The 21,911-nt window shown below is 70.5% G+C and carries 22 protein-coding genes and 1 tRNA gene; 9 read left to right on the top strand and 14 right to left on the bottom strand.

Translation table 11 applies throughout. From position 1 onward, the window contains the following. Positions 1-94: 94 nt before the first annotated feature. The gene (locus ACQPWZ_RS30775; RefSeq protein WP_433572974.1) at positions 95-577 is read right to left on the bottom strand and encodes an ester cyclase; all 483 of its coding nucleotides are present in this window, start codon (positions 575-577) and stop codon (positions 95-97) included. A gap of 226 nt (positions 578-803) precedes the next feature. On the opposite strand from ACQPWZ_RS30775, the gene ACQPWZ_RS30770 reads away from it, so the two are divergent. Together ACQPWZ_RS30770 and ACQPWZ_RS30765 are read left to right on the top strand one after the other, a co-directional pair. After that, positions 804-1,265 carry a hypothetical protein gene (locus ACQPWZ_RS30770; RefSeq protein WP_433572973.1) on the top strand — a complete coding sequence of 154 codons (462 nt, stop codon included), beginning with the start codon at positions 804-806 and terminating at the stop codon, positions 1,263-1,265. Then, positions 1,246-1,683: a hypothetical protein gene (locus ACQPWZ_RS30765; RefSeq protein WP_433572972.1), complete on the top strand. Its 438-nt coding sequence runs from the start codon at positions 1,246-1,248 to the stop codon at positions 1,681-1,683. Before ACQPWZ_RS30770 ends, ACQPWZ_RS30765 begins: the two co-directional genes overlap by 20 nt. 23 nt (positions 1,684-1,706) lie before the next feature. On the opposite strand, the gene ACQPWZ_RS30760 is transcribed toward ACQPWZ_RS30765, so the two are convergent. Then, complete coding sequence (locus ACQPWZ_RS30760; protein ID WP_433572971.1) at positions 1,707-2,231, bottom strand: hypothetical protein; 525 nt, start codon at positions 2,229-2,231, stop codon at positions 1,707-1,709. Between the two features lie 582 nt (positions 2,232-2,813). Between ACQPWZ_RS30760 and ACQPWZ_RS30755 the strand changes: the two genes are divergently transcribed. Continuing rightward, on the top strand, positions 2,814-4,046 hold the full coding sequence (locus ACQPWZ_RS30755; RefSeq protein ID WP_340476526.1) for an acyl-CoA dehydrogenase family protein: 1,233 nt from the start codon (positions 2,814-2,816) through the stop codon (positions 4,044-4,046). Positions 4,047-4,173: 127 nt separating this feature from the next. Here the strand turns inward: ACQPWZ_RS30755 and ACQPWZ_RS30750 are convergent, their stop codons facing one another. From ACQPWZ_RS30750 to ACQPWZ_RS30730, 5 genes are read right to left on the bottom strand one after another with little or no spacing between them, the layout of a single operon-like run. Further along, positions 4,174-4,764: a GAF domain-containing protein gene (locus tag ACQPWZ_RS30750; RefSeq protein WP_313942944.1), complete on the bottom strand. Its 591-nt coding sequence runs from the start codon at positions 4,762-4,764 to the stop codon at positions 4,174-4,176. Positions 4,765-4,795: 31 nt separating this feature from the next. Beyond that, positions 4,796-5,401, bottom strand: a complete 606-nt coding sequence (locus ACQPWZ_RS30745) for a GTP-binding protein (protein WP_340476524.1) — start codon at positions 5,399-5,401, stop codon at positions 4,796-4,798. After that, a complete protein-coding gene (locus ACQPWZ_RS30740; protein ID WP_313942946.1) occupies positions 5,379-5,759 on the bottom strand; it encodes a DUF742 domain-containing protein in 381 nt (126 codons plus the stop codon). The genes ACQPWZ_RS30745 and ACQPWZ_RS30740 overlap by 23 nt, the downstream gene beginning before the upstream one ends. A 2-nt stretch (positions 5,760-5,761) precedes the next feature. Further along, the gene (locus ACQPWZ_RS30735) at positions 5,762-6,199 is read right to left on the bottom strand and encodes a roadblock/LC7 domain-containing protein (protein ID WP_340476523.1); all 438 of its coding nucleotides are present in this window, start codon (positions 6,197-6,199) and stop codon (positions 5,762-5,764) included. Positions 6,200-6,254: 55 nt separating this feature from the next. Continuing rightward, a complete protein-coding gene (locus ACQPWZ_RS30730; protein WP_356703348.1) occupies positions 6,255-7,829 on the bottom strand; it encodes a sensor histidine kinase in 1,575 nt (524 codons plus the stop codon). A 749-nt stretch (positions 7,830-8,578) separates the two neighbouring features. On the opposite strand from ACQPWZ_RS30730, the gene ACQPWZ_RS30725 reads away from it, so the two are divergent. After that, positions 8,579-8,911 (top strand): hypothetical protein, encoded by a 333-nt coding sequence (locus ACQPWZ_RS30725; RefSeq protein WP_340476521.1) that lies wholly within the window; start codon positions 8,579-8,581, stop codon positions 8,909-8,911. A gap of 125 nt (positions 8,912-9,036) precedes the next feature. After that, positions 9,037-9,231 (top strand): DUF6381 family protein, encoded by a 195-nt coding sequence (locus ACQPWZ_RS30720; RefSeq protein ID WP_340476520.1) that lies wholly within the window; start codon positions 9,037-9,039, stop codon positions 9,229-9,231. A gap of 28 nt (positions 9,232-9,259) precedes the next feature. Here the strand turns inward: ACQPWZ_RS30720 and ACQPWZ_RS30715 are convergent, their stop codons facing one another. Together ACQPWZ_RS30715 and ACQPWZ_RS30710 are read right to left on the bottom strand one after the other, a co-directional pair. Next, entirely contained in the window at positions 9,260-9,502 is a 243-nt protein-coding gene (locus ACQPWZ_RS30715; protein ID WP_433572970.1) for a hypothetical protein, read from the bottom strand. A 182-nt stretch (positions 9,503-9,684) separates the two neighbouring features. After that, positions 9,685-9,758, bottom strand: a tRNA-His gene (locus tag ACQPWZ_RS30710). 213 nt (positions 9,759-9,971) lie between these two features. Between ACQPWZ_RS30710 and ddaH the strand changes: the two genes are divergently transcribed. Then, the gene (gene ddaH, locus ACQPWZ_RS30705) at positions 9,972-10,748 is read left to right on the top strand and encodes a dimethylargininase (protein ID WP_433572969.1); all 777 of its coding nucleotides are present in this window, start codon (positions 9,972-9,974) and stop codon (positions 10,746-10,748) included. 116 nt (positions 10,749-10,864) lie between these two features. Continuing rightward, on the top strand, positions 10,865-11,839 hold the full coding sequence (locus tag ACQPWZ_RS30700) for an acyl-ACP desaturase (RefSeq protein ID WP_340476518.1): 975 nt from the start codon (positions 10,865-10,867) through the stop codon (positions 11,837-11,839). A gap of 64 nt (positions 11,840-11,903) precedes the next feature. Here the strand turns inward: ACQPWZ_RS30700 and ACQPWZ_RS30695 are convergent, their stop codons facing one another. From ACQPWZ_RS30695 to ACQPWZ_RS30675, 5 genes are all read right to left on the bottom strand, one after another. Then, positions 11,904-15,296: a hypothetical protein gene (locus ACQPWZ_RS30695; RefSeq protein WP_433572968.1), complete on the bottom strand. Its 3,393-nt coding sequence runs from the start codon at positions 15,294-15,296 to the stop codon at positions 11,904-11,906. 175 nt (positions 15,297-15,471) lie between these two features. Beyond that, positions 15,472-16,782 carry a DUF1996 domain-containing protein gene (locus ACQPWZ_RS30690; RefSeq protein WP_356703399.1) on the bottom strand — a complete coding sequence of 437 codons (1,311 nt, stop codon included), beginning with the start codon at positions 16,780-16,782 and terminating at the stop codon, positions 15,472-15,474. Between the two features lie 255 nt (positions 16,783-17,037). Beyond that, positions 17,038-18,528, bottom strand: a complete 1,491-nt coding sequence (locus ACQPWZ_RS30685; protein ID WP_433572967.1) for a hypothetical protein — start codon at positions 18,526-18,528, stop codon at positions 17,038-17,040. After that, on the bottom strand, positions 18,525-19,271 hold the full coding sequence (locus ACQPWZ_RS30680; protein WP_433572966.1) for a hypothetical protein: 747 nt from the start codon (positions 19,269-19,271) through the stop codon (positions 18,525-18,527). Before ACQPWZ_RS30680 ends, ACQPWZ_RS30685 begins: the two co-directional genes overlap by 4 nt. Further along, complete coding sequence (locus ACQPWZ_RS30675; protein ID WP_433572965.1) at positions 19,255-20,073, bottom strand: hypothetical protein; 819 nt, start codon at positions 20,071-20,073, stop codon at positions 19,255-19,257. The genes ACQPWZ_RS30680 and ACQPWZ_RS30675 overlap by 17 nt, the downstream gene beginning before the upstream one ends. Positions 20,074-20,366: 293 nt before the next feature. Between ACQPWZ_RS30675 and ACQPWZ_RS30670 the strand changes: the two genes are divergently transcribed. Beyond that, the gene (locus ACQPWZ_RS30670; protein WP_340476508.1) at positions 20,367-20,678 is read left to right on the top strand and encodes a hypothetical protein; all 312 of its coding nucleotides are present in this window, start codon (positions 20,367-20,369) and stop codon (positions 20,676-20,678) included. Further along, positions 20,662-21,906, top strand: coding sequence for a putative T7SS-secreted protein (locus tag ACQPWZ_RS30665; protein WP_433572964.1), 1,245 nt, complete (start codon positions 20,662-20,664; stop codon positions 21,904-21,906). Before ACQPWZ_RS30670 ends, ACQPWZ_RS30665 begins: the two co-directional genes overlap by 17 nt. Positions 21,907-21,911 lie beyond the last annotated feature (5 nt).

The raw sequence follows: 21,911 nt of genomic DNA, 5'->3' as shown, positions 1-21,911 counted from the left end.
CCGGCTCCGCTGTCGGTCCGGTGAGCGAGCGACCGCCCGCGTGCGGCGACGGTCAGACCGTCGCCGCACGCCCCGTCGGATGGACACACCGGGGTCAGGCGCCGGCCGGCACGGGCGAGATCTGCTGCATGAGACCGATCAGGTCCGGTGAGACCCACTCCTCCGCGATCCTGCCGCCCTCGACGCGGTAGATCTCGATGCTCCGGAAGCTGACCGGCCGGCCCGTCGCCTCGACCCCCTGGAAAGTGCCCCGGTGCGTTCCACGGAAGTGGACCCGCACGGCCACCTTGTCGCCCACGCCGAACATGTCCTCGACATCGATCGTCAGGTCGGGAAATCCCTCCAGCATGGCCTCGGTGCCCAGCCGCCAGATCTCCCGGCCGTGCAGCGGGTCGGGCAGCCCAGGGAGGTTGGCGATGAAGTTCTCCGCCAGCAGCTCGACGCACGCGTCGAGATCTCCGCTCTCCAGCGTCGTGTAGGCCGTGCGCAGCAGGGCCAGGTTCTTCTGCGTACCGGTGTCCATCATGGGTCCTCTCCAGGGGTTCGCCCGCCATGCGGTGATCGCTCCGATCCGCATGGCTTTCAGTAGAAACCCTGCCGCCGCGTCATGGTCAAGAACGGCCCCGGACTCCCCCACGGCTGCCTCCGTCCGGCCGACGCTCGCCTCCCGGCGACTCCGTTCCGCCTCAGCAGGTCCATCGGTGACCGCCGACGAGGGAACCCGTCGGCCCGATTCGCGGTCTAGCCGGGCACGAGGCGTCGCTCCGGGAAGCGACGCCCACCGAGCAGCACAAGGAGTACGGATGGTCACCACGGGGCTCGACCGGGCCGACGAGGCACCGAAGCCGGTCCGCCTGGCCTACGCACTGTCGATGGCCGGGATCGCTGTCGAACTCGTCGGGTGGGTACTGGGCTCGTTCGTCATCGCTCCGACGAGCTGGGGGGACCTCCGCGCGGACAGAGGACCGTCCGAGGCGCTCGGGCAACTTGCCGTGTCCGGCGGCGTGTTGGTCGCGGTGAACGCCCTGTGGCTGCTCTGCGCGTACAAGATGCGAGCGGGGCGCCGCTGGGCCCGCGTCGTTCTCGCGGCCGCCGGCGCTCTCTGCGCCCTCTGGCTCGTGAACAACATGACCATGAGCGGCTTCGACGTGTCCCTCGCCGGGGAGCGCACCCACGAGGTCCTGGCGATCGCCGCCGCTGTGCTCCTGTATCTGCCCGCCGCCAACGCCCACTTCACCTCGCACCGTGCCCAGCCCAGCTGCTGACACGGCGGCCCTGCCCGGCCGGCCCGCGCCGCCGCGACGGCTGTGCGGCATTCCCGTACAGGTGCTGCTCGGTGGCGCCGCGGGCGTTGCCCTGACCGCTGCGCTCCTCACCGTCCTGTGGTGGCCACGGTCCGATGTCACGTACCGCAGCAGCGCCCCCTCGTCGGTGACCTACGAGGACGATTCGGCGCACCACCTGGGCCTGGTGCACGAGCACACCCTGTCGGGCCGGCACTCCTACCAGCTGGTCATCGGCCGGGACCCCGGACTGTCCTACGGGCACCGGGTAGGTGTCGACACGGATCTGGGCGCGGACGGGATCGAATCCACCACGTGGACGACGTCGGGCGTACGCGTCCGCTTCCCGACCGGCCATGAGGTCTTCGTCCCGGCGAAGTTCTTCCTGTACGGGCGGTAGGCCCGCCGGACGACCGGCCGGCGTCACATGGTCCGCACGGCCTTGCTCGCCCGCGCGATGAACTCGGTCAGTGCCGGCCAGTAGGCACGGGTCTCTTCGGTGAGTTGCCGTTCGGCTGCCGGGTCGCCGTCGGCCATGGCGCGCATGAGGCGGGCGGTGGAGGGGGTTGCCCTGTCGAGGGCAGCGGCGGCCTCGGCAACGTCGTCCGGGCCTTCCAGCGTGACGACTTGTACGCACCGCAGGAGCGCGGCGTAGACGTCCCGTATCTGTTCGCGGAGGCGCAGGATCTCGGCCCGTCGGGATTCGGGCTCGGAGATGCGCGTCGCCTCGGGAATCTTCCAGTACAGCTCGCCAATGGCGACGGCTTTGTCGATGACCGCCGCGTACGCCTCGCGGCGGGCCTCCCGCTGCCGGGCGGTCCGCTGTGACGCGGAGGCGGCTTCGGCCTGGAAGCGGGCGGCGTTGGCGTTTCCGCGGCTGGTGACCCAGCTGGCGAGGACGGCCGTTCCGGCGGTCAGTGCAGCAACCCAGAGCGTGTTGTCGGCCACGCCCGTCATGGTGACATCCGCGCGGCAGGGGCGGGAGGGCAGCTCGCGGCCAGGTCTCGGCGGCGCCGTCCGGGCCGACCCACGGTGCGCTCCGACGCCCCGAGTTGCCCCCGAGGTCGACCGACAGCCGTCCGCGGCCGGACAGGTCAATCGTCGATGCATGCCCATGGGCGCCCCGGTATATCCGTGCCCCGCTGATTCTGGCTGAACTCCGCTGACAGGGCCCCGAACCTCGCTCACAGGCCGACGACCGCGCACCTCGCCCGGGAGCCACCGCGGTGAGGCCGCCGGAGCGGCGCGTTCCTGGTGGGCAGCCCTGTGGCATTGTCAGTGGCGTGTGGTAGCGCCTGCGGCACCTGCGTTTCGCAAGTGACCGGATGCGACCAAGTGGTTCCGCCCATCGCACAGTTGCGATCGATTTACAAGACGGAGGGTTTCAGTCAAAGAGTGCTGACGATCTTGGCCGAGATGGATCGACAAGACGACAATCCTACAGACGGTCTGCCTGGAGGCGGAGAACCACTGCCCGAAGGACGTCCCTCCGTATCCGAACGGACGCGGAGGCAGTGCGGAGGAGGGGTCGTGGAACGGTATTTCACCAAGCAACGGCACGAGGATCTACGGCAGCGTGTGCGTGAGTTCGCCGAGCGCGAGGTGCGGCCCCGCATACCCGAGATGGAAGCCTCCCGGGGCGTCGCCCACGACGTGTCCCGGCTGATCGCCCAGCAGGGCTGGATCGGTGTGACCATCGACCGGGCCTACGGCGGCATGGGGGCGGGCCATCTCGCCAAGACGATCATCATCGAGGAACTGGCCCGGGTCAGCGGGGCCATGGGTGCCATGGTGCAGGCATCCCAGCTCGGTACAGCCAAGATCATCCACTATGGCAACGATGTCCAGAAAGCGGCCTGGCTGCCGCGTATCGCGGCCGGCGACTGCCTGCCCACGATCGCGACCACCGAGGAGGAGTCGGGCGGCCATGTCCTCGGCATGACCAGTACCGCCGTACGCGACGGTGACGACTACATCCTCAACGGTCACAAGGTCTTCGTCGGGAACAGTCACGTCGGCGACGTGCACGGCGTGATCGTCCGCACCGGTGAGGGCTCCAAGGGCCTCTCCGCCTTCCTCGTCGAGGCCGACCGCCCCGGGTTCTCGCTCGCCGAACAGCAGCCCGCCATGGGGCTGCACGGATTCAGTTTCGGAAAAATGATCTTCGAGGACTGCCGGGTACCGGCCGCGAACCTGCTCGGTACGGAAGGACAAGGCCTGGCCGTCGCGTACTCCTCCAGCGTCCTCTACGGCCGGCCCAACCTGACCGCGGTCTCCCTCGGCATCCACCAGGCCGTCCTCGAGGAGACGACCGCGCTGTGCATCGAACGCGAACGGTACGGCGCGGCGCTCGGCGAGCTCAACAACATCAAGATCAAGCTGGGTCGCATGAAGCACCGGCTGATGACCGCCCGGCTCGCCGCCTATCACGCTGTTCACCTCATGGACCAAGGGCAGCCCTGCGACGCGGAGTTGATGAACGCCAAGTACCTCAATGTCGAGTCCGCCATCGATTCGGCCGGCGACGCCATGGAGATCCATGCGGCGAGCGGCCTGTTCACCGACCGCCCGGTGGAGCGCTATCTGCGCGACGCCCACCACATCTACGCGCCCGCCGGCACCTCCGACATCCAGCTCCTGCGTCTGGGCGAGGTCGCGCTCGGCACGGCCAAGGGCCAGTGGTCCGAGCGTCTGGCCGACCTGGTGCGGACCGGTCCGACGGATCACCTGGAAGAGGACCTGCGGGAGCCGGCCGGCGTGTGAGAGATCCCGGGGGTGCGCGAAACCCTCGGGAGACAAAGAACGGAGAGCCACGGACACAGTGTCGTGTCCGAGGCTCCCGTCAGGGGTCGAGGGGCCGCGTGCAGTGAGCGGCGGCCACCGGACGCGCTCAGGCCTGACCCCGCTCCTCTATCTGGTGCAGCCTCTCCACCATCTGCTGCGCCATCGACTTGATGGTCTCCAGGCCCTGCCGTCCCCAGGGCCGGGTGTCCGTGTCGATCACACAGATCGTGCCCAGGGCCATGCCCGTGTTCCAGTCGATCAGCGGCGCGCCCAGATACGAGCGGATGCCGATCTCGTCCACCACGGGGTTGCCCGCGAACCGCGGGTAGTCGCAGACGTCCTCCAGCACGAGGGCCTTGCGCCGTACGACGACGTGCGGGCACCAGCCGTGATCGCGGGCCATGACCCGGCTGGTGGAGGCCTGTTGGGGCTCCAGCTCCACTCCCGGCTGACTGTCGGCGGGAGTGTAGAGCCCGGCGAAGTACTGCCGGTTCTCATCGATGAAGTTCACCATGGCGTACGGCGCTTCGAGCGTGCGCGCCAGATTGCGGGCGAACGCGTCGAACTCCGGCACGGGGGCGCTTCCGATGCCGAGCTCACGCAGCCGGGCCACGCGGGCCGGTGCGTCCCGGTCCTCGGGAGTCACCAGCATCTGGCCGGTCGGGTCGTATTGCGTGTAGGGAACAGGCGCGGACATGCAGGCTCCATTCGACAGCGCTGAGCGGGCGTCAGTGCAGCGGGGTGGGCTCCGCGGGCGACATGCCGGGAGCAGGGACGAGCAGGTGCTCGACGAGCGCGATCAGCACCTCGGTACTGGAGTTGCACTGGCGGGCGTCGCACATCACGACAGGCACCTCGGGCTTGAGGTCGAGCGCGGCGCGGATCTCGGCGGGCTCGTAGTGGTAGGCGCCGTCGAACTGGTTGACGGCCACGACGAAGCCGATACCGCGCTGCTCGAAGAAGTCGACGGCCGAGAAGCACTGGTCGAGTCTGCGGGTGTCGGCGAGCACCACCGCGCCCAGTGCGCCGTTGGACAGCTCGTCCCACATGAACCAGAACCGTTCCTGCCCCGGCGTGCCGAAGAGGTACAGGACGTGGTCCGCGCTCAGGGTGATGCGCCCGAAGTCCATCGCCACCGTGGTGGTGGTCTTGTCCTCGATGCCCACCAGGCTGTCCGTGCGAGCGCTGACCTGGGTCAGCAGCTCTTCGGTGCTCAGGGGTGCGATCTCACTGACCGCTCCGACGAAGGTCGTCTTGCCCACCCCGAATCCTCCGGCGATGAGGATTTTCAGTGCAGTCGGGAAAGGATCGTCAGAGCCGCTTGCGAAGGCCATGCAGCACCGCCTCCAGGAGGTTTCGGTCGGTAGGGGAGGCCGCCTCGATGGCCCGCGGCGCACGTGTGCTGAGCGCCTGGTGCGTCACGAGGTCGGACAGCAGGACTTTGGTGATGACGGCCGGCAGCCGCAGATGGGCCGCCACCTCGGCCACCGAGATGGGCCGGCCCCCGCACAGGGCGAGGACCTGGTCGTAGTCGGGGCCGAGGTACGTCTTCGGACGGGTGCCGGTCGCCATCACGAGGGTGAGAAGGTCGAAGTGCGCTGTGGGGCGTGTGCGGCCATTGCTGACGGCGTAGGGCCGGACCAGTCGTCCGGCCTCGTCGTCGAGCCACGCTCCGCCCTGCGCATCCGCCATCCTCAGTGCCCCGCAGCGCGCTGCGCGCCAGGTGCCTGGTTTCTGGCAGGCGTGGCGAAGTACGGGCGGACACTCTTGACCAGCATGGCCATCTCGTAGCCGAGCACGGCCGCATCCGCCTCGCTGTCGGCGAGGACGGCGAGGCAGGCCCCGGAGCCCGCCGCCGAGACGAAGAGCAGTGCCGTGTCCAGTTCCACGACCACCTGGCGTACGTCGGCGCCACCCGCGAAGCGGGAACCGGCGCTGCGGGCGAGGGAGTACATGCCGGACGCCAGCGCGGCCATGTGGTCGGCTTCGTCTGTGCCGAGCCCGTCGACGGCCTTGGTCAGACCGTCGGACGACAACAGAAGTGCGCTGCGGGTGTACGGGACTCTCTTGACCAGCCCCTGGAGGAGCCAGTCGAGATTCTGGTTCGAACCGGTACGCGTGTCGCTCACCATGGTGGCGTTCTTTCTCCTCGGGGGTGAGTACGGGAACTGCGGCTGGCAGGAGCTGTCAGCGGGTCTCGTCGGATACGTCGTCGGCGAGGCTGACTCCGCGCTGGAAGGCAGCCATCAGTCCCGGATCGTGCTCCCCCTCCGGCATGTCCCCCCTCATGCGTGTGGTGGGGGCGTTCCGGAGCTGCGGTGCCAGGTGCTCCTGGGCCCGCCGCTGCGGCAGCGGCGGGCGCCCGGCCTGCGGGGCCGGAGTGTCGTACGACCCGGCGTCGCGGGGTGCGGGCCGCTCGGCGGGCCGTGCGTGCTGAGACGACTGCTGCGGGGACTGAGGCATCTGCTGCGGTGGGGACGTGCGCTGCTGCGGCTGAGGCGCCTGCTGCTGGCGCGCCGGTGCGGACATGTGGTGCACCGGCGGCATCGGCTGCGACGGTGACTGGGTCATCGGCTGAGCCGTGTCCAGCGGCGGTGGTGCGTACTGCGCCTCGGGTCCGGCCTGCACGGCGGGCCGCTGGGGTGAGGCGGGCGCGACGGACCGGGGTGCCGCCGCGGCGGCGTGGTGGGGCGCGTCCAGCGGCTCCTCGCCGAGGAGACCGGTGGGCAGGACGAGGATCGCCTGGATACCGCCGTAGATGTTGCCCTGGAGGCGGACGGCGATACCGTGCCGCCGGGCCAGCGCCGAGACCACGTAGAGGCCGATACGGCCGTCCGCGATCAGCTTGCTGATGTCGATGCGGTCGGGGTGGGCGAGCAGGGAGTTGATCCGGTCCTGCTCGTGCTGCGACATGCCGAGGCCGCGGTCCTCGACCTCGATGGCGAGTCCGGCGGTCACCCGCTGGGCGCGCATGAGTACTTGGGTGCTCGGGTCGGAGAACCCGGTGGCGTTCTCGACGAGTTCGGCCAGCAGGTGGATGACGTCGGCGACCGCGTGGCCGCGCAGGGTCCCTTCGAGCGGCGGGACGAGTTTGACGCGGGAGTAGTGCTCGACCTCGGCGATGGAGGACCGCAGCACCTCCATCATCGTCACCGGCTTGGTCCACTGGCGGCGCGACACCGAACCGCCGAGGACGGCGACGTTCTCGGCGTGACGGCGGATACGCGTCGCCAGGTGGTCGACCTGGAAGAGGCCCTTGAGGAGTTCGGGGTCCTCGACCTCGTTCTCCAGCTCGTCGAGCATGCTGATCTGGCGGTGGACGAGGGACTGCAGGCGACGGGCGAGGTTGACGAAGACCTCGATGCTCTCCTCATTGGGGGAGGCAGTGGCCTGGGGGAACTGCGCGGCGTGCGCGATGGCCGCCTGGGCCTGGAGCAGGCTGATCGTGAGCTCGTAGGCAAGGCGGCTGACGGGGTCGTTCGCGGGCGGGGCGGGCTGCGAGAAGAGCGGCTGCTCCACCGGCTCGCCCTGCTCCAGCCGGAGCACCATGTTCTGCAGATCGCTGACGCCCGGGGCGAGGGAGTTGCGCAGGGATGCGTGGCGTTCGGCGGTCCGCCGGGCCTCGGTGGAGGCGGCGCGCGCGGCGCCGATCAGGACACTCGCGCCGAGAATGCCGGCGGCGACGAGGACGCCCCAGGTGGCGGCGTCGGCCGTGCCGGATTGTGCGCGAAGGACGAAAACGACCAGTGCGGCCGCGAGCACGGATATGAGGGCCGCGGGAAGGACCGCGAGGCGTATCGCCCGCGAGCGGGCGGCAGGATCGGCGGCCTCTTCCTGCGCCGGCCGCCTGCCGTGCCTGTTTCGTGCCGAGCCCCCAGCGGTCGTCCGACCGGATTCCGGGCGCGCTGCATACGTCGGGGATTCAGACAATGGGAGTCCTCTCGATCACCCCGGGGGGTGGGGTGCACGGGTACGCCGCCGACTAACGGTCAACTCGTCTACACGGTTGGACAGTTAAAGGCGCCGCCACCCTAGTGCACACTCATGAACCCGTTGTAATCACATCCGGGACCGGCACACCGAAAAGGGACGTCTTGACCTGCAGAAACGATCCCGCTCCGGTTCCCGGGGAAGAGTCACCGCTGAGCGATCGGACTCGTCTACGCCGCCAATAGACACATTTACCGCGCGACGGGTCCAGTAGGACACGCCGACGAGTGTCCACACGATGACATTGGCGAAAATGTGACACCGCCACCCGACCTGCCGCCCGCGTCGACAGCGTCCCGCGCCACACCGACGAACGGCGCCACCACCGAAGCCGCCGCCGACCAGGCCGCCGAGCAGTCCCGTGCCCACTCCTGGAAGCGGAGGACCCCGTTCCCGGGAAACGTTGGCCAGGCTGCCTTAGGCCGAATGAAACGCAAGCAGAAGACGTCCGGCATATTGCAATGCAAGACGGGGCAGATTCACCGCACACACATCTTCTGTGCACGAATCGGAGGGTCTCCATGTGGTCCCATGCCGTCACGGGTACCCGTCTGGTCATCACGCTGCACGAGGACCCAGGCATCGCACGGCGGGCACAGCTCGCCCAGGACATCAGCGCGCTCGTGCGCTCACACCGTCCGGAGTCTCTCCTGGTCGTCCTCGAGGACGCGGCGGAGAGCAGCGCCGCCCTCAGTGCCGTACTGCGTGCGCAACGCGACCTGGGCATGCCGATGACGGTCCGCGCCGCGAGCGTCGCGGTGCGCCGCATGCTCGAAATGAACGGCAACGACGGCCTGATCGTGCAGGCCCGCACCGGCGCCGCCGAGGACACGGCCTTCACGACGGCCGTCTAGACCGTCGGCAGCCGAGACGCGGCGGCCGCGGACGTCGTCACGATGCGTGAGGCTTTCGGGATGCGATCGGCTACGGCTGCTGCTTCGCTGAGGTGGTCCGCTCCCCCCGAATCCCTGGAGTGATCATGTCGAGTGCGAGTGAGTCCGGCGGCCCTGCCCAGCAGATGCGCGCGAAGGCCCAGGAGCTGAAGAACGCCGCCGAGCGGGCCACCGACCCGGAGGAGCGCAAGCGCCTCATGGAGAAGGCCGACCGCCTGACGGAAGAGAGCAAGCGCACGGGCGGCAAGGGCCCCGACGAGATGGGCATGAACCCGCTGTAGCGGCGGGCGTTGGGCAGGAACGCACGGCCTACGCCGTTCCTGTGGTCCCTCGCCCAGGCACGGAAGAACGAGTCGACCTTGCGATGGCCAGGCGGCGCACTTCTTCCTTCGGCGCCCCTGCCTGGGCGAGGGCGTCGACCGGTTCGTCCCGGAGCGCCAGGATCTCGTCCTCCACGCGCAAGGCGGTCAGGTACGGCTTGTTGCGCATCACGAAGGTGGCGATCCCGGCCCTGTCGGACTGGGCCGGCGCTGTCCGCAGCAGCCCGTACATTCCGCGCCCACCCCCGAAGCCACCGGGCAGCAGCCGTAGCCGGCCACGGCACGGCACCTCAGGTCACGTCGCCTCACGGCCCTGTGAGAGAAATGCCGCGTACCTGCGACAAGGCTGCTACGCCACGACGTGAGACAGCCGCAGCCGGAACCACAGCCCGGAACCGCCGAGGGTCCGAAAAGGGTGTACGGCGGGACTCGAACCCGCGATCTCCCGGTCCACAGCCGGGCGCTGTACCGAACTCAGCTACGAACACCATGTGCCGAGAAGCGTAGGACCCGGGCCGGCTCGGGCCCAACTCCTTTTGCACGGGCCCGACAAGAGGCCCGGACGACACCGGACTGGCCGGGCCCGGCGCCCGCCGGTTCCCTCCCCACCGCTCACAAGCCTGCAACCAGGGATTCCATGGCCCCCGCACCAAGGGTCATGATGGGCGCCACCAGCCCCGAGCCTCCCGGGAGATTCGCCCGTGCCCAGCAGGAAAGCCCTGATCCGCCGCCCCAGCCCCCGTCTCGCGGAGGGGCTGGTCACCCACATCGAGCGCACGCCCGTCGATGCCGCGCTGGCGCTCGAGCAGTGGCAGACCTACGCCGAGACGCTGCGCGAGCACGGCTGGGAGACCGTCGAGACCGAACCCGCCGACGACTGTCCGGACGGCGTGTTCGTGGAGGACACCGTCGTCGTCTTCCGCAATGTCGCCCTGATCGCCCGCCCAGGCGCCGAGTCGCGCAGGCCCGAGACGGCTGCCGTCGAGGAGTCCCTGGCGCGGCTCGGCTGCTCGGTGAACTGGGTGTGGGAGCCCGGCACCCTGGAGGGTGGCGATGTGCTCAAGGTCGGGGACACGATCTACGTCGGCCGCGGCGGCCGGACGAACGCCGCCGGGGTGGCGCAGCTGCGGCAGGTCTTCGAGCCGCTGGGGGCGCGGGTCGTCGCCGTGCCGGTCAGCAAGGTGCTGCACCTGAAGTCGGCGGTGACGGCCCTGCCCGACGCCACGGTCATCGGATACCCGCCGCTGGTCGAGACTCCGTCCGTCTTCCCCCGCCATCTCCCCGTGCCGGAGGAGTCCGGGGCGCATGTCGTGCTGCTCGGCGGCGGCCGGCTGCTGATGGCGGCGAGCGCCCCGAAATCGGCCGAGCTGTTCGCGGATCTCGGCTACGAGCCGGTCCCGGTCGACATCAGCGAGTTCGAGAAGCTCGAAGGCTGCGTGACCTGCCTCTCGGTACGCCTCCGCGACCTGCATGCATAACCAAATGTAACCGGACATTCCGGGTGCGGGCTTGGCCCGACGGCTTACGGCGCCTTAACCTACGGTTTCGTAACCTACGAATACGTAAGTAACTCTCCCGTCCCCCTGGAGCACCCGTGTCAATCACCTCTCCCCAACTCGGCAGCTCGGACGCGTGGACAGACGCCCGGCTGCTGTACGCGCTGGAAGAGGTGGTGGAGCAGGAACTCAACCGCCATCTCAAGGTTGCCAAGGACTGGATGCCGCACGAGTACGTCCCCTTCGGTGACGGCCGTAACTTTCCCGGTCTCTTCGACGACGGCGAGGCCTGGGAGCCGAGCCAGTCGAAGGTCACCGACATAGGGAAAACGGCTCTTGTGGTCAATCTGCTGACCGAGGACAACCTGCCCAGTTACCACCACGAGATCGCCAGCCTCTTCGGCCGCGACGGAGCCTGGGGCACCTGGGTGCACCGCTGGACCGCGGAAGAGGGCCGGCACGGCATCGTGATGCGCGACTACCTGCTCACCTCACGGGCCGTCGATCCCGACAAGCTCGAGCAGTTCCGCATGGCCCACATGTCGGAGGGCTTCGAGTCCGACAACCGGCACTCCATGCTGCACTCCGTGGCGTACGTCGCCTTCCAGGAGCTCGCCACCCGCGTCTCGCACCGCAACACCGGCCACCAGTCGGGCGACCCCGTCTGCGACCGCATGCTGGCCCGGATCGCGACCGACGAGAACCTGCACATGGTCTTCTACCGGAACCTGCTGCGTGCGGCCTTCGAGATCGCGCCGGACCTCACCATGCAGTCCGTGCGCGACGTGGTCGTCGACTTCCGGATGCCCGGTCACGGCATGCCCGGCTTCGAGCGTGCCGCCGCGCAGATGGCGATCGGTGAGATCTACAACATGCGGATCCACCACGACGACGTGCTGCAGCCGGTGCTGCGCTTCCTGAAGGTGCTGGAGATCGACGGGCTGGGCCCGGAGGGTCTCAAGGCGCAGGAGGAGCTCGGGCTGTACATGGGCGGGCTGGACGCCGAGGCGTCGAAGTTCGACGAGAAGCTCGCGGCCCGCAAGGCACGTATGGCGGCGCGCGCCGCCGGCTGACTCCGCGCTCTCCCGCCCGGCCGGGCCGCGCCCACGACCCCGTGGTGCGCGGCCCGGCCGGGCGTCATTCATGAGCGGTGACGCACCCGAGCGCGGCGTCCCGCACATCGGCGACCGGATGGCGGCGCAGCCTGCGCAGCTGCGCCCGCCACGGCTCGGTCCAGGACGTGCGCTCGCCGCCCGCTGCGGTGAGCGTCACCGCGAGAAGCCCTTCGGTGCGACCGCCCGCCTCGGCGAGCTGCCGGGCGGCGGTGAGCAGCGCCGCGCCGTCGCCGGCCCGGTCCGCGCCGCGGAGTCTTCGCCCGAGCGCGTCGGCGGTACGGACGGCGAGGGCGGGACGGTCCTCGTGCAGTGCGACGAGCCGGTCGCACGACACCCGCAGCGAGTCCGCGTCGGCAGCGAGGTCGAGGGACTCCGTCAGCAGCGCCGCAGCCTGCGGCACAAAGGTGTCGTGCCCCGCGAGCAGCTCGGCGGCGGCTTTCTGCACCGGGCGCAGCACCCGGGGGCGTACGCCGGACCGGCGGCACAGCCGGTCCGTGAGGTGCTCGACGCGGCGGCGGGCCGGCCGGTCCCGTTCGGCGCCGGCGTCGTCGGCGTTCTCCACCGCCAGAGCGTCGGCAGTGGCCAGCCGGGTGAGCGCGTGCTCCACAGCGGCCGCGGCCTCGGGCCCGTGGACGGCAGCGGCGGCGAGCGCGTCGGCCGCCGCGTACCAGGACCGCCGGTCGGACAGATCGGTGATCGCGGACACCAGGACCACGGATGCCTCGGGCGACCAGGGCAGCCAGTGGGCGAGGGCCGCGAACGCCGTACCGGCGAGTTCCTTGTCGCGGATCTCGCAGACACCGCGTATCAGACGCGCATAGCGCGGGCGGTACGACTCCGGCAGATCCATCGGCACCACACGCAGCACGCCGTCGCGCAGCACCCGCTCGCCGGTGGACGCGTCGGTGAGCAGGCGCCACATGCGTTCGTCACCGAGCAGGGCCGGAGCGAACGCCACGCACGCGGCGCGGACATCACGGTGCTGGTCCTTCATCGCGTACGTGTCGGCGAGCACCCCGGCCGCGTCGATCAGCGGAAGGCGGGCCGCGGCGAGCCGCACGGCCTCTTTGCGGCTGGTCACCTTGGCCGCTCCCGGCTCGAGTACTCCGCGCAGCAGGGCGCCGAGTTCGGACGGCCGCGCATACCGGGACGCCCGGGTGACCGCGTACACGGCGACGCGGGCCCGGTCTCCGTTCGCGTACGAGAGCAACTCGGGCAGCGCGTCGGCGGGACGCACGGTCCGGGCGAGGGCGGCGAGCGCGGTCTCGGTGAGCACCACGTCGTGGGAGCCCGTCCAACGGTGTGCGACATCCGCGCCGCCGGCCGGGATGCGCGCGACCGACGCGATGGCGTCCGCCCGGGTGTACAGCGGCAGCGAGGTGTCGTCCGCGGCGTTCGCCAACTGCCTTACGGCGCAGCGCTGTTGGCGTGCGGTCCAGCGATAGACCGTGTGGGCGGCGCTGTTGACGGGCAGGGTCCAGTGGCTGTCCTTGGTGAGGAAGCGCCCGTAGGGCGGGGTGTCCTCCAGGATGCGGTCGAGCAGATCGGTGCGGCGGGAGGTCAGTACCGCAACGACGGGCGGCAGTACGGCCGCCGATCGCTCGTGGCTCAGCAGCAGTTCCACACGCCGGTCGCGGTCCCGGGGCGGTTCGAGCCAGAGGTCGACGGCAGTACGTGCGGCCCCGCTGTTGCCGAACCGCACCGCCTGCCACAGCAGTTCCTGAAGCTCGGTCATGCCCGCCGCGCGCCGGCCGGCCGCGCGGGCGAGGGCGAAGGCCAGGCTGAAGTCCGCCTTCTCCGCGCCCGCCTCGATCCACGGGCGCAGCGCCTCGAAGACGTCGTGTTCCTGTCCGCGGCGCAGCGTCCGGTCCAGCCGCCCGAGATCGGCGCCGCCGGTGCTGCCGGAGATCCGCACCACCGTACGCAGCGCCCAGTTGACGAGCCCGCGCCGGCCGGTGGCGGCGTGCTCGCGGAGCACCTCGACCGCGAGGCGGCTGAGCGCCTGGCGGGTGGCCGGGGACGAGTCGCGGGCCTCGACGGCGTCGGCGGCGACCCGGTCGAGATGGTCCTCCGCCTCCTCGGTGAACAGCACGGGCGGCATGGCGGCGAGGGCGTCCAGCGCAGCGGAGCGCACCGGGTCCTGCTCGTTGCGCAGCCGTGCCATCTCGCGCAGTACCGCGGTCACGGAGTCGGCGTCGCCGGACCGCGCGGCGTTGCGGACGAGCAGCGGCCAGGCCTCGGCGCGGTCCTCCGCGGCGGGGCGGCGGGTGGCCGCGACCAGCCGTTCGCGCGCCTCGTCCACGGGCAGATACGACTCGGCGAGCAGCACCTCTCTCCACGGCGCCGAACGCTCGCGGGCCCGGTCCGCCATCCGGCGGGCCTCGACGGCCACGCAGCTGCGGGGCAGGACGTCCAGCAGTTCGGCGTTCACCACCTGTGTCTCGCTGCCCCGGTCCCTGACGACGGCTTCGTGGAACGCGCCGCGCCGGGCCGGCGGATGCGCGGCGATCAGCCGAGCGAGCTGGTCGGGCCGTGCGGCGCTGACCCGTCCCAGCCGAAGCACCAGATCCTCGGGAGCGTGCCGGGCGAGAAAGGCCAGCAGGGCCGGGCACCGGCTGACGCGACCGCGAAGTGCGTGCCCCTCGGGAGCGAGCAGCATCCGCACGACCCGCGTGGGGTCGGCCTTCGCCACAGCAGCGAGCCGATGGCTCAGCGGCACCGGCAGGGCCGCGGGCCCCATGCTCTCGAACAGGGCGAGCACCCGCCGCGGTTCGGCGTCCGCCGTGGCGGCGACCGCCCTGGCGTACCGCTGCCACCAGCCGTCCCGCAGTGACTCGGGCAGCGCGGCCAGTTCGCGCTCGGCGGCGTCGAGGACCGGCCCGGGATGCCGGCGGCCGAGTGAGGTCCAGCCGCGGACCGCGTGGAACAGGTCGGGCAGAAGCCGTACGACGGTGTCCTGCCCGCATCCGGGCAGCAGGCGCGCCGCCTCGGGCTCGCCCCAGGTCTCCCGTACGCCGTCGACGAGCCGGTCCGCGAGCGCGGTGCGGCGCAGCGAGACGACGGCTCGCAACAACTGCCTGCGTATCGCGGCCGGTGCGTCGTCCAGCGCCGCGGCGAACGCCTCGTCGGGCACGCCGATCCCCGCGGCGACCCGCAGTGCCTGGCCTCGGACGAAGGCGTCGGGGTCCGCGAGCCGCTCACCGATCCACCCTCTCTCGCCGCCCACGGACGCGACGACGACGGCGAGCCCTCGCTCGTAGGGCCCGCGGGCGTCGAGTTCGGCCAGCAGCGACCGCCGTTCCCCGGGCTCCGTCTCCCTGGTCCACCGGGACAGTTCGCGCATGCGCAGGGGGTACGGGAGGGGCTCGATCGCGGCCAGGAGAAGGTCCGCCGAGCGCCGGGAGGTGTGCGGCATGCGGGAATTGTGCCTTCCGGAGAACCGTGATCCCCAGCGAATAAGGAACCTGGCATGATCGGCCGCCACAGGGACGGACGGGGGCACCGATGGGGGCCGCGCCCGCCGGCCGTACGAAACAGTGGTGCCGCAGCGAACCCTCCCCCGGGTCACCGCGGCACCACGCGTCAGCTGCTCAGCCGCACTTGCGGCCGCCGTTGATGCAGCTCACCGCCTTCTTCATCAGCGACTTGGACATCACGTTGATGAAGTCGCCGTGGTCCGTGACCGGCTTGTGCAGTTGCTCGGGGAAGCTGTCGACCGCGAAGACCGATCCGGGGTTCACCTTGTAGGTGATCCGCTGCACCAGCTGCGGGATCGCCCGGAAGCCCTGCGGGCACGCGCCGTTGGCCTGGGCGAAGGCCACATGGGTGCGGTGATTGGCGCTGTCGATGTTCGCGCCGTCCCAGCAGCTCTGGAAGTTGAACGTCCGCACGACGTTGCTGCCCCTCGGGCACAACGGGTACTTGTCCTTCAGCTGCCGGTTCTCGAAGCCGGTGCAGCTCCAGGAGGCGTTGGCGTTGGCGGTTCCGTTGACAAATGCCTTGGCGTCACCGGTGATGATGCGCAGGAAGGTGGGCATCTCGGCGACCTTGGCGACCGGGCTGCCGCGGAAGGTCAGCTGCACGGAAGCGGGCTGGAGGATGCGGCCGACGTTGCCGTCCTGGCCTCCGCCCGGGAGGTTCGCGTCGGCCTCGTTCTTGCCGTTGCGCAGGCGCAGGACCGGCCAGTAGTGGGTGGAGCGGTCGCCGTTGGTGCAGGTCGTCCCGGCCCCGGCGAGGTCGTCGTTGGTGGAGAACGCGTCGGTCTCGAGGTTGCCGACGTAGTCGTGCATGTGGTGGGCGCCGTTGCTCACACCCGGTGCCACGATGACGTTGTCGGGGTTGAAGTGCTTGTTCTCGTTGCGCCCGCAGCGGGACGAGAAGGTGCCCTTGGAGGCGTTGGCCTTCTGACGCGGCGTGACGACGTTGGGCCGTACCTTGCGGATGTCCACGAAGTCCGCGCGGCTGGGGGCGTTCTGCGCCTGGCCGCCTGCCGCGGGGGCGCTCGGGGCCGCCGAGCCGTTCGCGGCCGCGACGGCCGGGGCCGCCTCTTCCTTGCGCACCGTACAGGCCGCCAGCGAGTCCAGGCCGGCGGGCCGCTGGGAGACCTTGCCGATCTCGGCGCCGATGCGGTCGAGCGACTGGCGCCGCTCGGAGGACAGCGGGTCCAGCACGCTGGTGCGTACCCACTCCTTGTCCGTCTTCGCGCCGGTGGCGAGTTGCCCGTAGGCGTCCGCGACCTGAGTGTCCAGCTTGGCGAGTTCGGTGTCCACGGCGGGCCGCGCCTCCTGCGGCACGTCCGTCAGACGGGCAGAGACATCGGGGCAGTTGAGCGTCATCGTCGCCTGCGCGGCTGCCTGCTGGCTCGCGGATTCCCGCGACGCAGACGCGCTGTTGTTCGTCATCAGCACAGCGCCGCCGCCCACGGCCAGTGCTGCCACACCGGCGACCGTGACGCCGATCCATCTGGACCGCTTGTGTCTCTGTCTGTTCCTCACAAGTCGTCCCTTTCTGGTTGCTCATACGCCGGGGACCGGCTGCCACTCGGCCGAGTCGGTCCGTGCCCTCACCCGCCCGAGCGGAAATCGGAGCGCAACGCCGTCAGATACGGAGACGGCGGCGATTCGACTCAAGAGATCCCGAACATTTTTTCAGAATCGTCACGAGACAGAGGTTTGAGAGTCGTCGCTCTGGGCCGCCGAGGCCGGTGAAGGCCGCAGCACAGGGTCGCGTTCGAGCGCACCGCTGTGCGGCAGTAGAGCCACCACAAGGACGGTGGCCGGCAGCAGCGCCGCCACGAGATACAGGCGTGGACGGCGGACACGAGACGGCCCGGGCCCGGGGGGCCGGGGAGCCCCCCACAACCGCAGCCAGAACCCGTCCACGGCCGGCCACACCAGCACGATGACCAGAATCGCCGTCCACAGCGGTACGGGCAGCAGGTTGCGGTGCGCGAGATCCAGGCTGCTCGCCACGGCGTTCCGGGCGGGATCGCCCGCGAGGATCAGACTGGGCACGGCGAAGGCGGTGACCACGACGGCCTGTACGAGCAGGGCCAGCGGACCGGCCATCAGCAGAAGCAGCGGCGCCGACGGCCGGTCGGCCCGCGCGACGAACCAGCGCCTCAACCACCGTGGCGGGTGGTGCAGTACGGCGCCCACACGCCGGAGCCGGGACTCGCGCTCGTGGACTGTGTGGAGCGCCTCCGCGACGGTGCGGCGCCCCGCGGCATCCACGGCGTAGCGGTCCGCGGCCAGTTCGATGCACCAGAGGGCGGCCACGGGCACGATCAGCATCTGCGGCAGCTTGACCATGACGGTGAGCACCTGGGCGCTCATCAGCGAACCGGAGGGGTGGTGCGCCATGGCGAGCCAGATCAGCGGGCCCACCCCGAGCGCGAGGAACACCACGGGCCAGGCCGTGACCATCGTGGTGAACGGGCTGCCGAGCCCGGTGATGAGGTGTTCGCCGCGGGTGAGGTGGGCCGCCTCGTGCGCGAGCAACGCGCGGGCCCGCCGCGGCCGGCTGTGCCACATGCCGATGTACCCGAGGGATGCGGCGACCCGCCGTTTCCGCCAGCCCCGCGCGTACACCCGGACGGGCGGGCCACCGCCGCTGAGCGACACCATGAGAACGGCCCCCGGCGCATACCGGTCGAGCAGCTCCTGGATCTCGCGGCACGTCCCCGTCGCACCCGGCTCGTCGTCTGCGCGGGCGTCCACGAGCGCGTGACGCCATTCCGTCCAGCGGCCGCGGATGTGCGGCAGCAGGACGGTCGCGAGGCCGGCCAGCACGATGAGCGTCGGCATGGCCTGGCTGATCGTGGTGACACGCAGGGCCGCGAAGGCGGCACCCCCGACGACCTCGGGGCCGAACACCTGGGAGGTCCAGAGCCAGGTGACCTGCTCGTGCCACCATTCGGCGGTGGAGGGCAGCTCGTAGAGGTACATGACGAGAGCGAGCCACAGCCACGGCGGTGGAGGCGACGCGAGTCCGTGGGCGGCGTCGACGGGTCCATCGGTGGCGTCGGCCGGTCCGTCGGTGGGTACGTCGGCCGGTCCGTCGGCAGCGTCGACGGGTCCGTCGGTGGGTACGTCGGTGATTCCGTCCGGGGAAACGTCGGCCGGGGCATCGGCGCCGGCGCGCCTCATGCCCCCTCCGTACGGCCTCGCCACCAGCCGGTCAGCCTGCGCGGAAGCGACATGGCCGGTCCGCGGCGTCCGCCGGGGCCGGCGGGCGGGTCGCCTCCGGTCAGCAGGCCGAGGAAGGCGAGAGCGCCGTCGTCGTGGCCCTCGTACAGCGCGGCCACCGCTTCCGCGGCAGCCCGGTCGGCCTCCTGACGGCTCACGCCGCGCCCTTGGAGAAGTGCGGAAACGCGGACCACGGCATCGACGAGGCGAGCGAGTTCGGGAGCCGCGGGAGCGTCCGGGCGGGATTCGGGGGTCGGCTGCGGGCCGGGCGACAGGGCCGGGTCCGCCGGCGCGGGCTGTGTCGGCGCGGACTGTGTCGGCGCGGGCTGTGCCGGCGCCGCCGGATCCTCAGGCGGCGTCTCCCGTCTCCTCATGGCGAGGAGCAGCGCGGCCCCCGACACGGTGTTGCCGACAGCCGGCGACCCGAGGGCGGACTCCAGCAACCGGTACGAGGTGGCGAGCGCGTCCCACAACAGCGGGAGTGCGGCGACGAGTTCACCGCCGGAGCCGCCGGGGGTGGAGGGCGCTGAACGGAGCAGCACCCGTCGGCCGCGGCCACCCGCGGCATAGACGCGGGCGGTGTGCGGGGCGAAGTCGGCCTCGTGCGGGGCCGCCGCCGATGCGATACGGAGGGACCATCCGTCCAGGACGGCCGCGGCGGTCTCCTCGGCGGACGGCAGCCGCGGGTCAGGACCATTCGACACGGAAGCTCCTCGTCCCGTCACTCGTGGTGCCGCTCAGCGTCAGCGAGGCGGAGTCCTCGGTCAGGGTGCCTTCCAGCGTGGTGCCTTCGGCCATCGAGTACGCGAACGGGGTGTACCCGCTGCACGGGAACAGCGGCTTGGGCACGAAGACCAGATTGAGCGCGAGGCCCTGCGAACCGCCCGTGTCCGTCAGACTTCCGGAGATGTCGCCGCCCCCGTCGTCGGTGAGCGACCAGTAGCCGGTCTCCACCGACTCGCCGTCCGTGGTGTCGGTCCCGCTGAGCGCGGAGGTCACCCCGAAGGCGCCCGCCGCACTCTGGCTGTCACTGGCCCAGGAGAGATGGAAGCCGTTGCTCTCCGAGCCCGCCGGATCGTCGATGATCAGCGTCGCGGGCAGGCTGTACGTCTGCGACGAGGCGGCGCATCCGGGGTCCGCGAAGTCGACGCTGATCCTCGCGTTGCCCGTCCAGGTGCCGTGCGGTACATCGGACGAGCTGCTCGAGTCGTCGGACGCCGTCTCCTCGTCACCGGTGTCGGTGGTGTCGGTGGTGTCGTCCTCCGTCTCCGTGGTCTCCTCGTCCGGTTCGGTGGTCTCGCTCTCGCTCTCCGTCGGCGTGGCGGTGTCCTCCTCCGGCGTACCGGTGGCCGGCGCCGTCTCAGAGGTACTGGCCGTTGTCTCCGTGTCCGATGCGTCGCCGCCGTCACCGCCGTCGCCGCATGCCGTCAACGTCGCCAGGGAGCACAGGCACAGCGCGGCGAGCAAGGCAGCCGACCGGTGCGTTCTGCGTCGGATCGTCACCATGGATTCCCCCCAATGGTTGGTACGGCGCCGAACCGGTATCCCCATACCGTCGGCGCACACAACGCCCGGCTCCCCGGGGCGACTCCTCGCGGCCCCAGGCCCCACCGGGCGGAGTACCAACGTAGGGGCGCGTGGAAGAAGGGATTCTGGTCGTGGAGTTCCAAGGGGGCGCACTAGCGCGCACGGCTGATTCACGCACGCCGCCTGCGCGCCGTCAGTGCTCCGTGCCGCACCACCTGTCGGAGTGACACGGTTTATCCGATTCGGGCGATGATCTGCCAAGGTGGTCGGCCATGGATCGTGATCTTCAGGTGGACACCGACCAGTTGGGCCGGTTCTCACGTGCGCTGGACCGCTCGCTGACGTCGCTCTCCGAGGCGAGAGGGGCACTGGAGCATGTACGGGCGGACCAGTTGGGCACAAAGGAACTCGACGAGGCGTGCGACGGGTTCCAGCGGCGCTGGAAGTACGGCGCGGAGCAACTGAACGGGCGGATCAGGTCGGTCAACGACGGCGTGCGGCTCAGCCACCAGGGCTACGTCCAGGTGAACCGCGCGATCGCGGCGGCCTTCAAGGCGGTGTACGTCGGTGACCCCCGCGCCTGACTACCCGCACCTGGGCTGGAACCCGGTTCCGGGAAACCCGTCGGCGGTGTCCACGCTCCAGACGAAACTCACCTCCTCGGCGGAGGCCCTGGGCACGGCGCACCGCCTGGTCAGCGAGCTGCTCGGCCAGAGCTCGTTCTGGCGAGGCGAGGCGGCGGACGCGTTCCGCGCCGCGATCGACGGTGAACTGCCGAGGTACCTGAAGAACGCGCACCGGTCGGTCTCGAAGGCGGCGAAACAGCTGGGCCGCTGGCACGACGACCTGGTGAGCTACCAGGCGACGGCCCGCCGCTACGACACCCAGGCGAAGCTGGACACGGCGGCGATCACGAAGGCGGAGGCGCACCACGACCGGCTGCGAGCGGCCGCGTCGACGCCGGAACCGGAACTGCGGGCGGCGGCGGAGTCGGTGACAAGGGCAAGGGAGGCGCTGGCGTCGGTGCGGAGGCTGGCGCGGGAGCTGGAGGAGGCGCATGGGGCGGAGGCGGGGCGGATCGCGAAGGGGTTGAACGAGGCGACGGAGCGGCTGGCGCCGAAGGAGCCGGGGGTGCTGGACAGGTTCCTGAAGTGGGTGGACGAGGACCTGGGTGACGTCCTGTCCGACATTTCCGCTGGAGCTGGCTTCCTTGCCCTGGTTCTCGGCCCGGTCTGTGCACCGCTCGGGCTGGCGCTGCTCTTCGTTGCGACCGGCGCAAGCATCGGCGCGCTCGCCCTTCACGCCACCGACTCCAGGATTCACAAGTCGCTCAAAGACGGATTCACGAAGGGAAAGTTCGACGCTGATTTCTGGGACAGCACAGTGACCTTGACCGGCGACGCATTGGGGTCGGTGCCCGGTGTAGCAGCCATCGCCCACGGCGCGAAATCGGCGTCCGCCGCCGTTCACGCCAGCGGAGCCGTCGCGGACACGGGAGCCATGGCTGCCATGCGCGCCGGGACGGAAGGGTTCTCCGGTGGGGCGAGGACTGCCATGGACGACATGCGAAGGGTAGAAAACCCGCTCACCGGTTGGGCGTTGCAAAGCACGCCTGTCGCAGTGAAGGAGTCGGTGAAATACGGTCTACCCGCCGCGGGGGCGGCCACAGCAGTCAGCCACTACACGCCACTGGATGACGACGAGACCTTCGCGAACAGCGCTACTGGTGCTGACGGCGTTCGAGCCGTTGTCGATGACGGTCCCAGCTCCGGAGCCAAGCTGGCCCATGCCTGGACTTCACTTGTTCGCTGACGACA

The sequence above is a fragment of the Streptomyces sp. CA-251247 genome (genome assembly GCF_050952975.1).
Classification (GTDB): domain Bacteria; phylum Actinomycetota; class Actinomycetes; order Streptomycetales; family Streptomycetaceae; genus Streptomyces; species Streptomyces achmelvichensis.
Note: the sequence above shows the minus strand (reverse complement) of the source record. Positions and strands in the feature narration are given on the sequence as shown.

Bases quoted from the DNA above. Each gene is read 5' to 3' on its own strand.
- ACQPWZ_RS30720 (WP_340476520.1), top strand. From the start codon at position 9,037: ATGTCGAGTGCGAGTGAGTCCGGCGGCCCTGCCCAGCAGATGCGCGCG.
- ACQPWZ_RS30770 (WP_433572973.1), top strand. From the start codon at position 804: ATGGTCACCACGGGGCTCGACCGGGCCGACGAGGCACCGAAGCCGGTC.
- ACQPWZ_RS30675 (WP_433572965.1), bottom strand. From the start codon at position 20,073: ATGGTGACGATCCGACGCAGAACGCACCGGTCGGCTGCCTTGCTCGCC.
- ACQPWZ_RS30740 (WP_313942946.1), bottom strand. From the start codon at position 5,759: ATGGCGGATGCGCAGGGCGGAGCGTGGCTCGACGACGAGGCCGGACGA.
- ACQPWZ_RS30725 (WP_340476521.1), top strand. From the start codon at position 8,579: ATGTGGTCCCATGCCGTCACGGGTACCCGTCTGGTCATCACGCTGCAC.
- ACQPWZ_RS30685 (WP_433572967.1), bottom strand. From the start codon at position 18,528: ATGAGGCGCGCCGGCGCCGATGCCCCGGCCGACGTTTCCCCGGACGGA.
- ACQPWZ_RS30775 (WP_433572974.1), bottom strand. From the start codon at position 577: ATGCGGATCGGAGCGATCACCGCATGGCGGGCGAACCCCTGGAGAGGA.
- ACQPWZ_RS30750 (WP_313942944.1), bottom strand. From the start codon at position 4,764: ATGTCCGCGCCTGTTCCCTACACGCAATACGACCCGACCGGCCAGATG.
- ACQPWZ_RS30670 (WP_340476508.1), top strand. From the start codon at position 20,367: ATGGATCGTGATCTTCAGGTGGACACCGACCAGTTGGGCCGGTTCTCA.
- ACQPWZ_RS30695 (WP_433572968.1), bottom strand. From the start codon at position 15,296: ATGCCGCACACCTCCCGGCGCTCGGCGGACCTTCTCCTGGCCGCGATC.
- ACQPWZ_RS30715 (WP_433572970.1), bottom strand. From the start codon at position 9,502: ATGTACGGGCTGCTGCGGACAGCGCCGGCCCAGTCCGACAGGGCCGGG.
- ACQPWZ_RS30745 (WP_340476524.1), bottom strand. From the start codon at position 5,401: ATGGCCTTCGCAAGCGGCTCTGACGATCCTTTCCCGACTGCACTGAAA.
- ACQPWZ_RS30690 (WP_356703399.1), bottom strand. From the start codon at position 16,782: ATGACGAACAACAGCGCGTCTGCGTCGCGGGAATCCGCGAGCCAGCAG.
- ACQPWZ_RS30735 (WP_340476523.1), bottom strand. From the start codon at position 6,199: ATGGTGAGCGACACGCGTACCGGTTCGAACCAGAATCTCGACTGGCTC.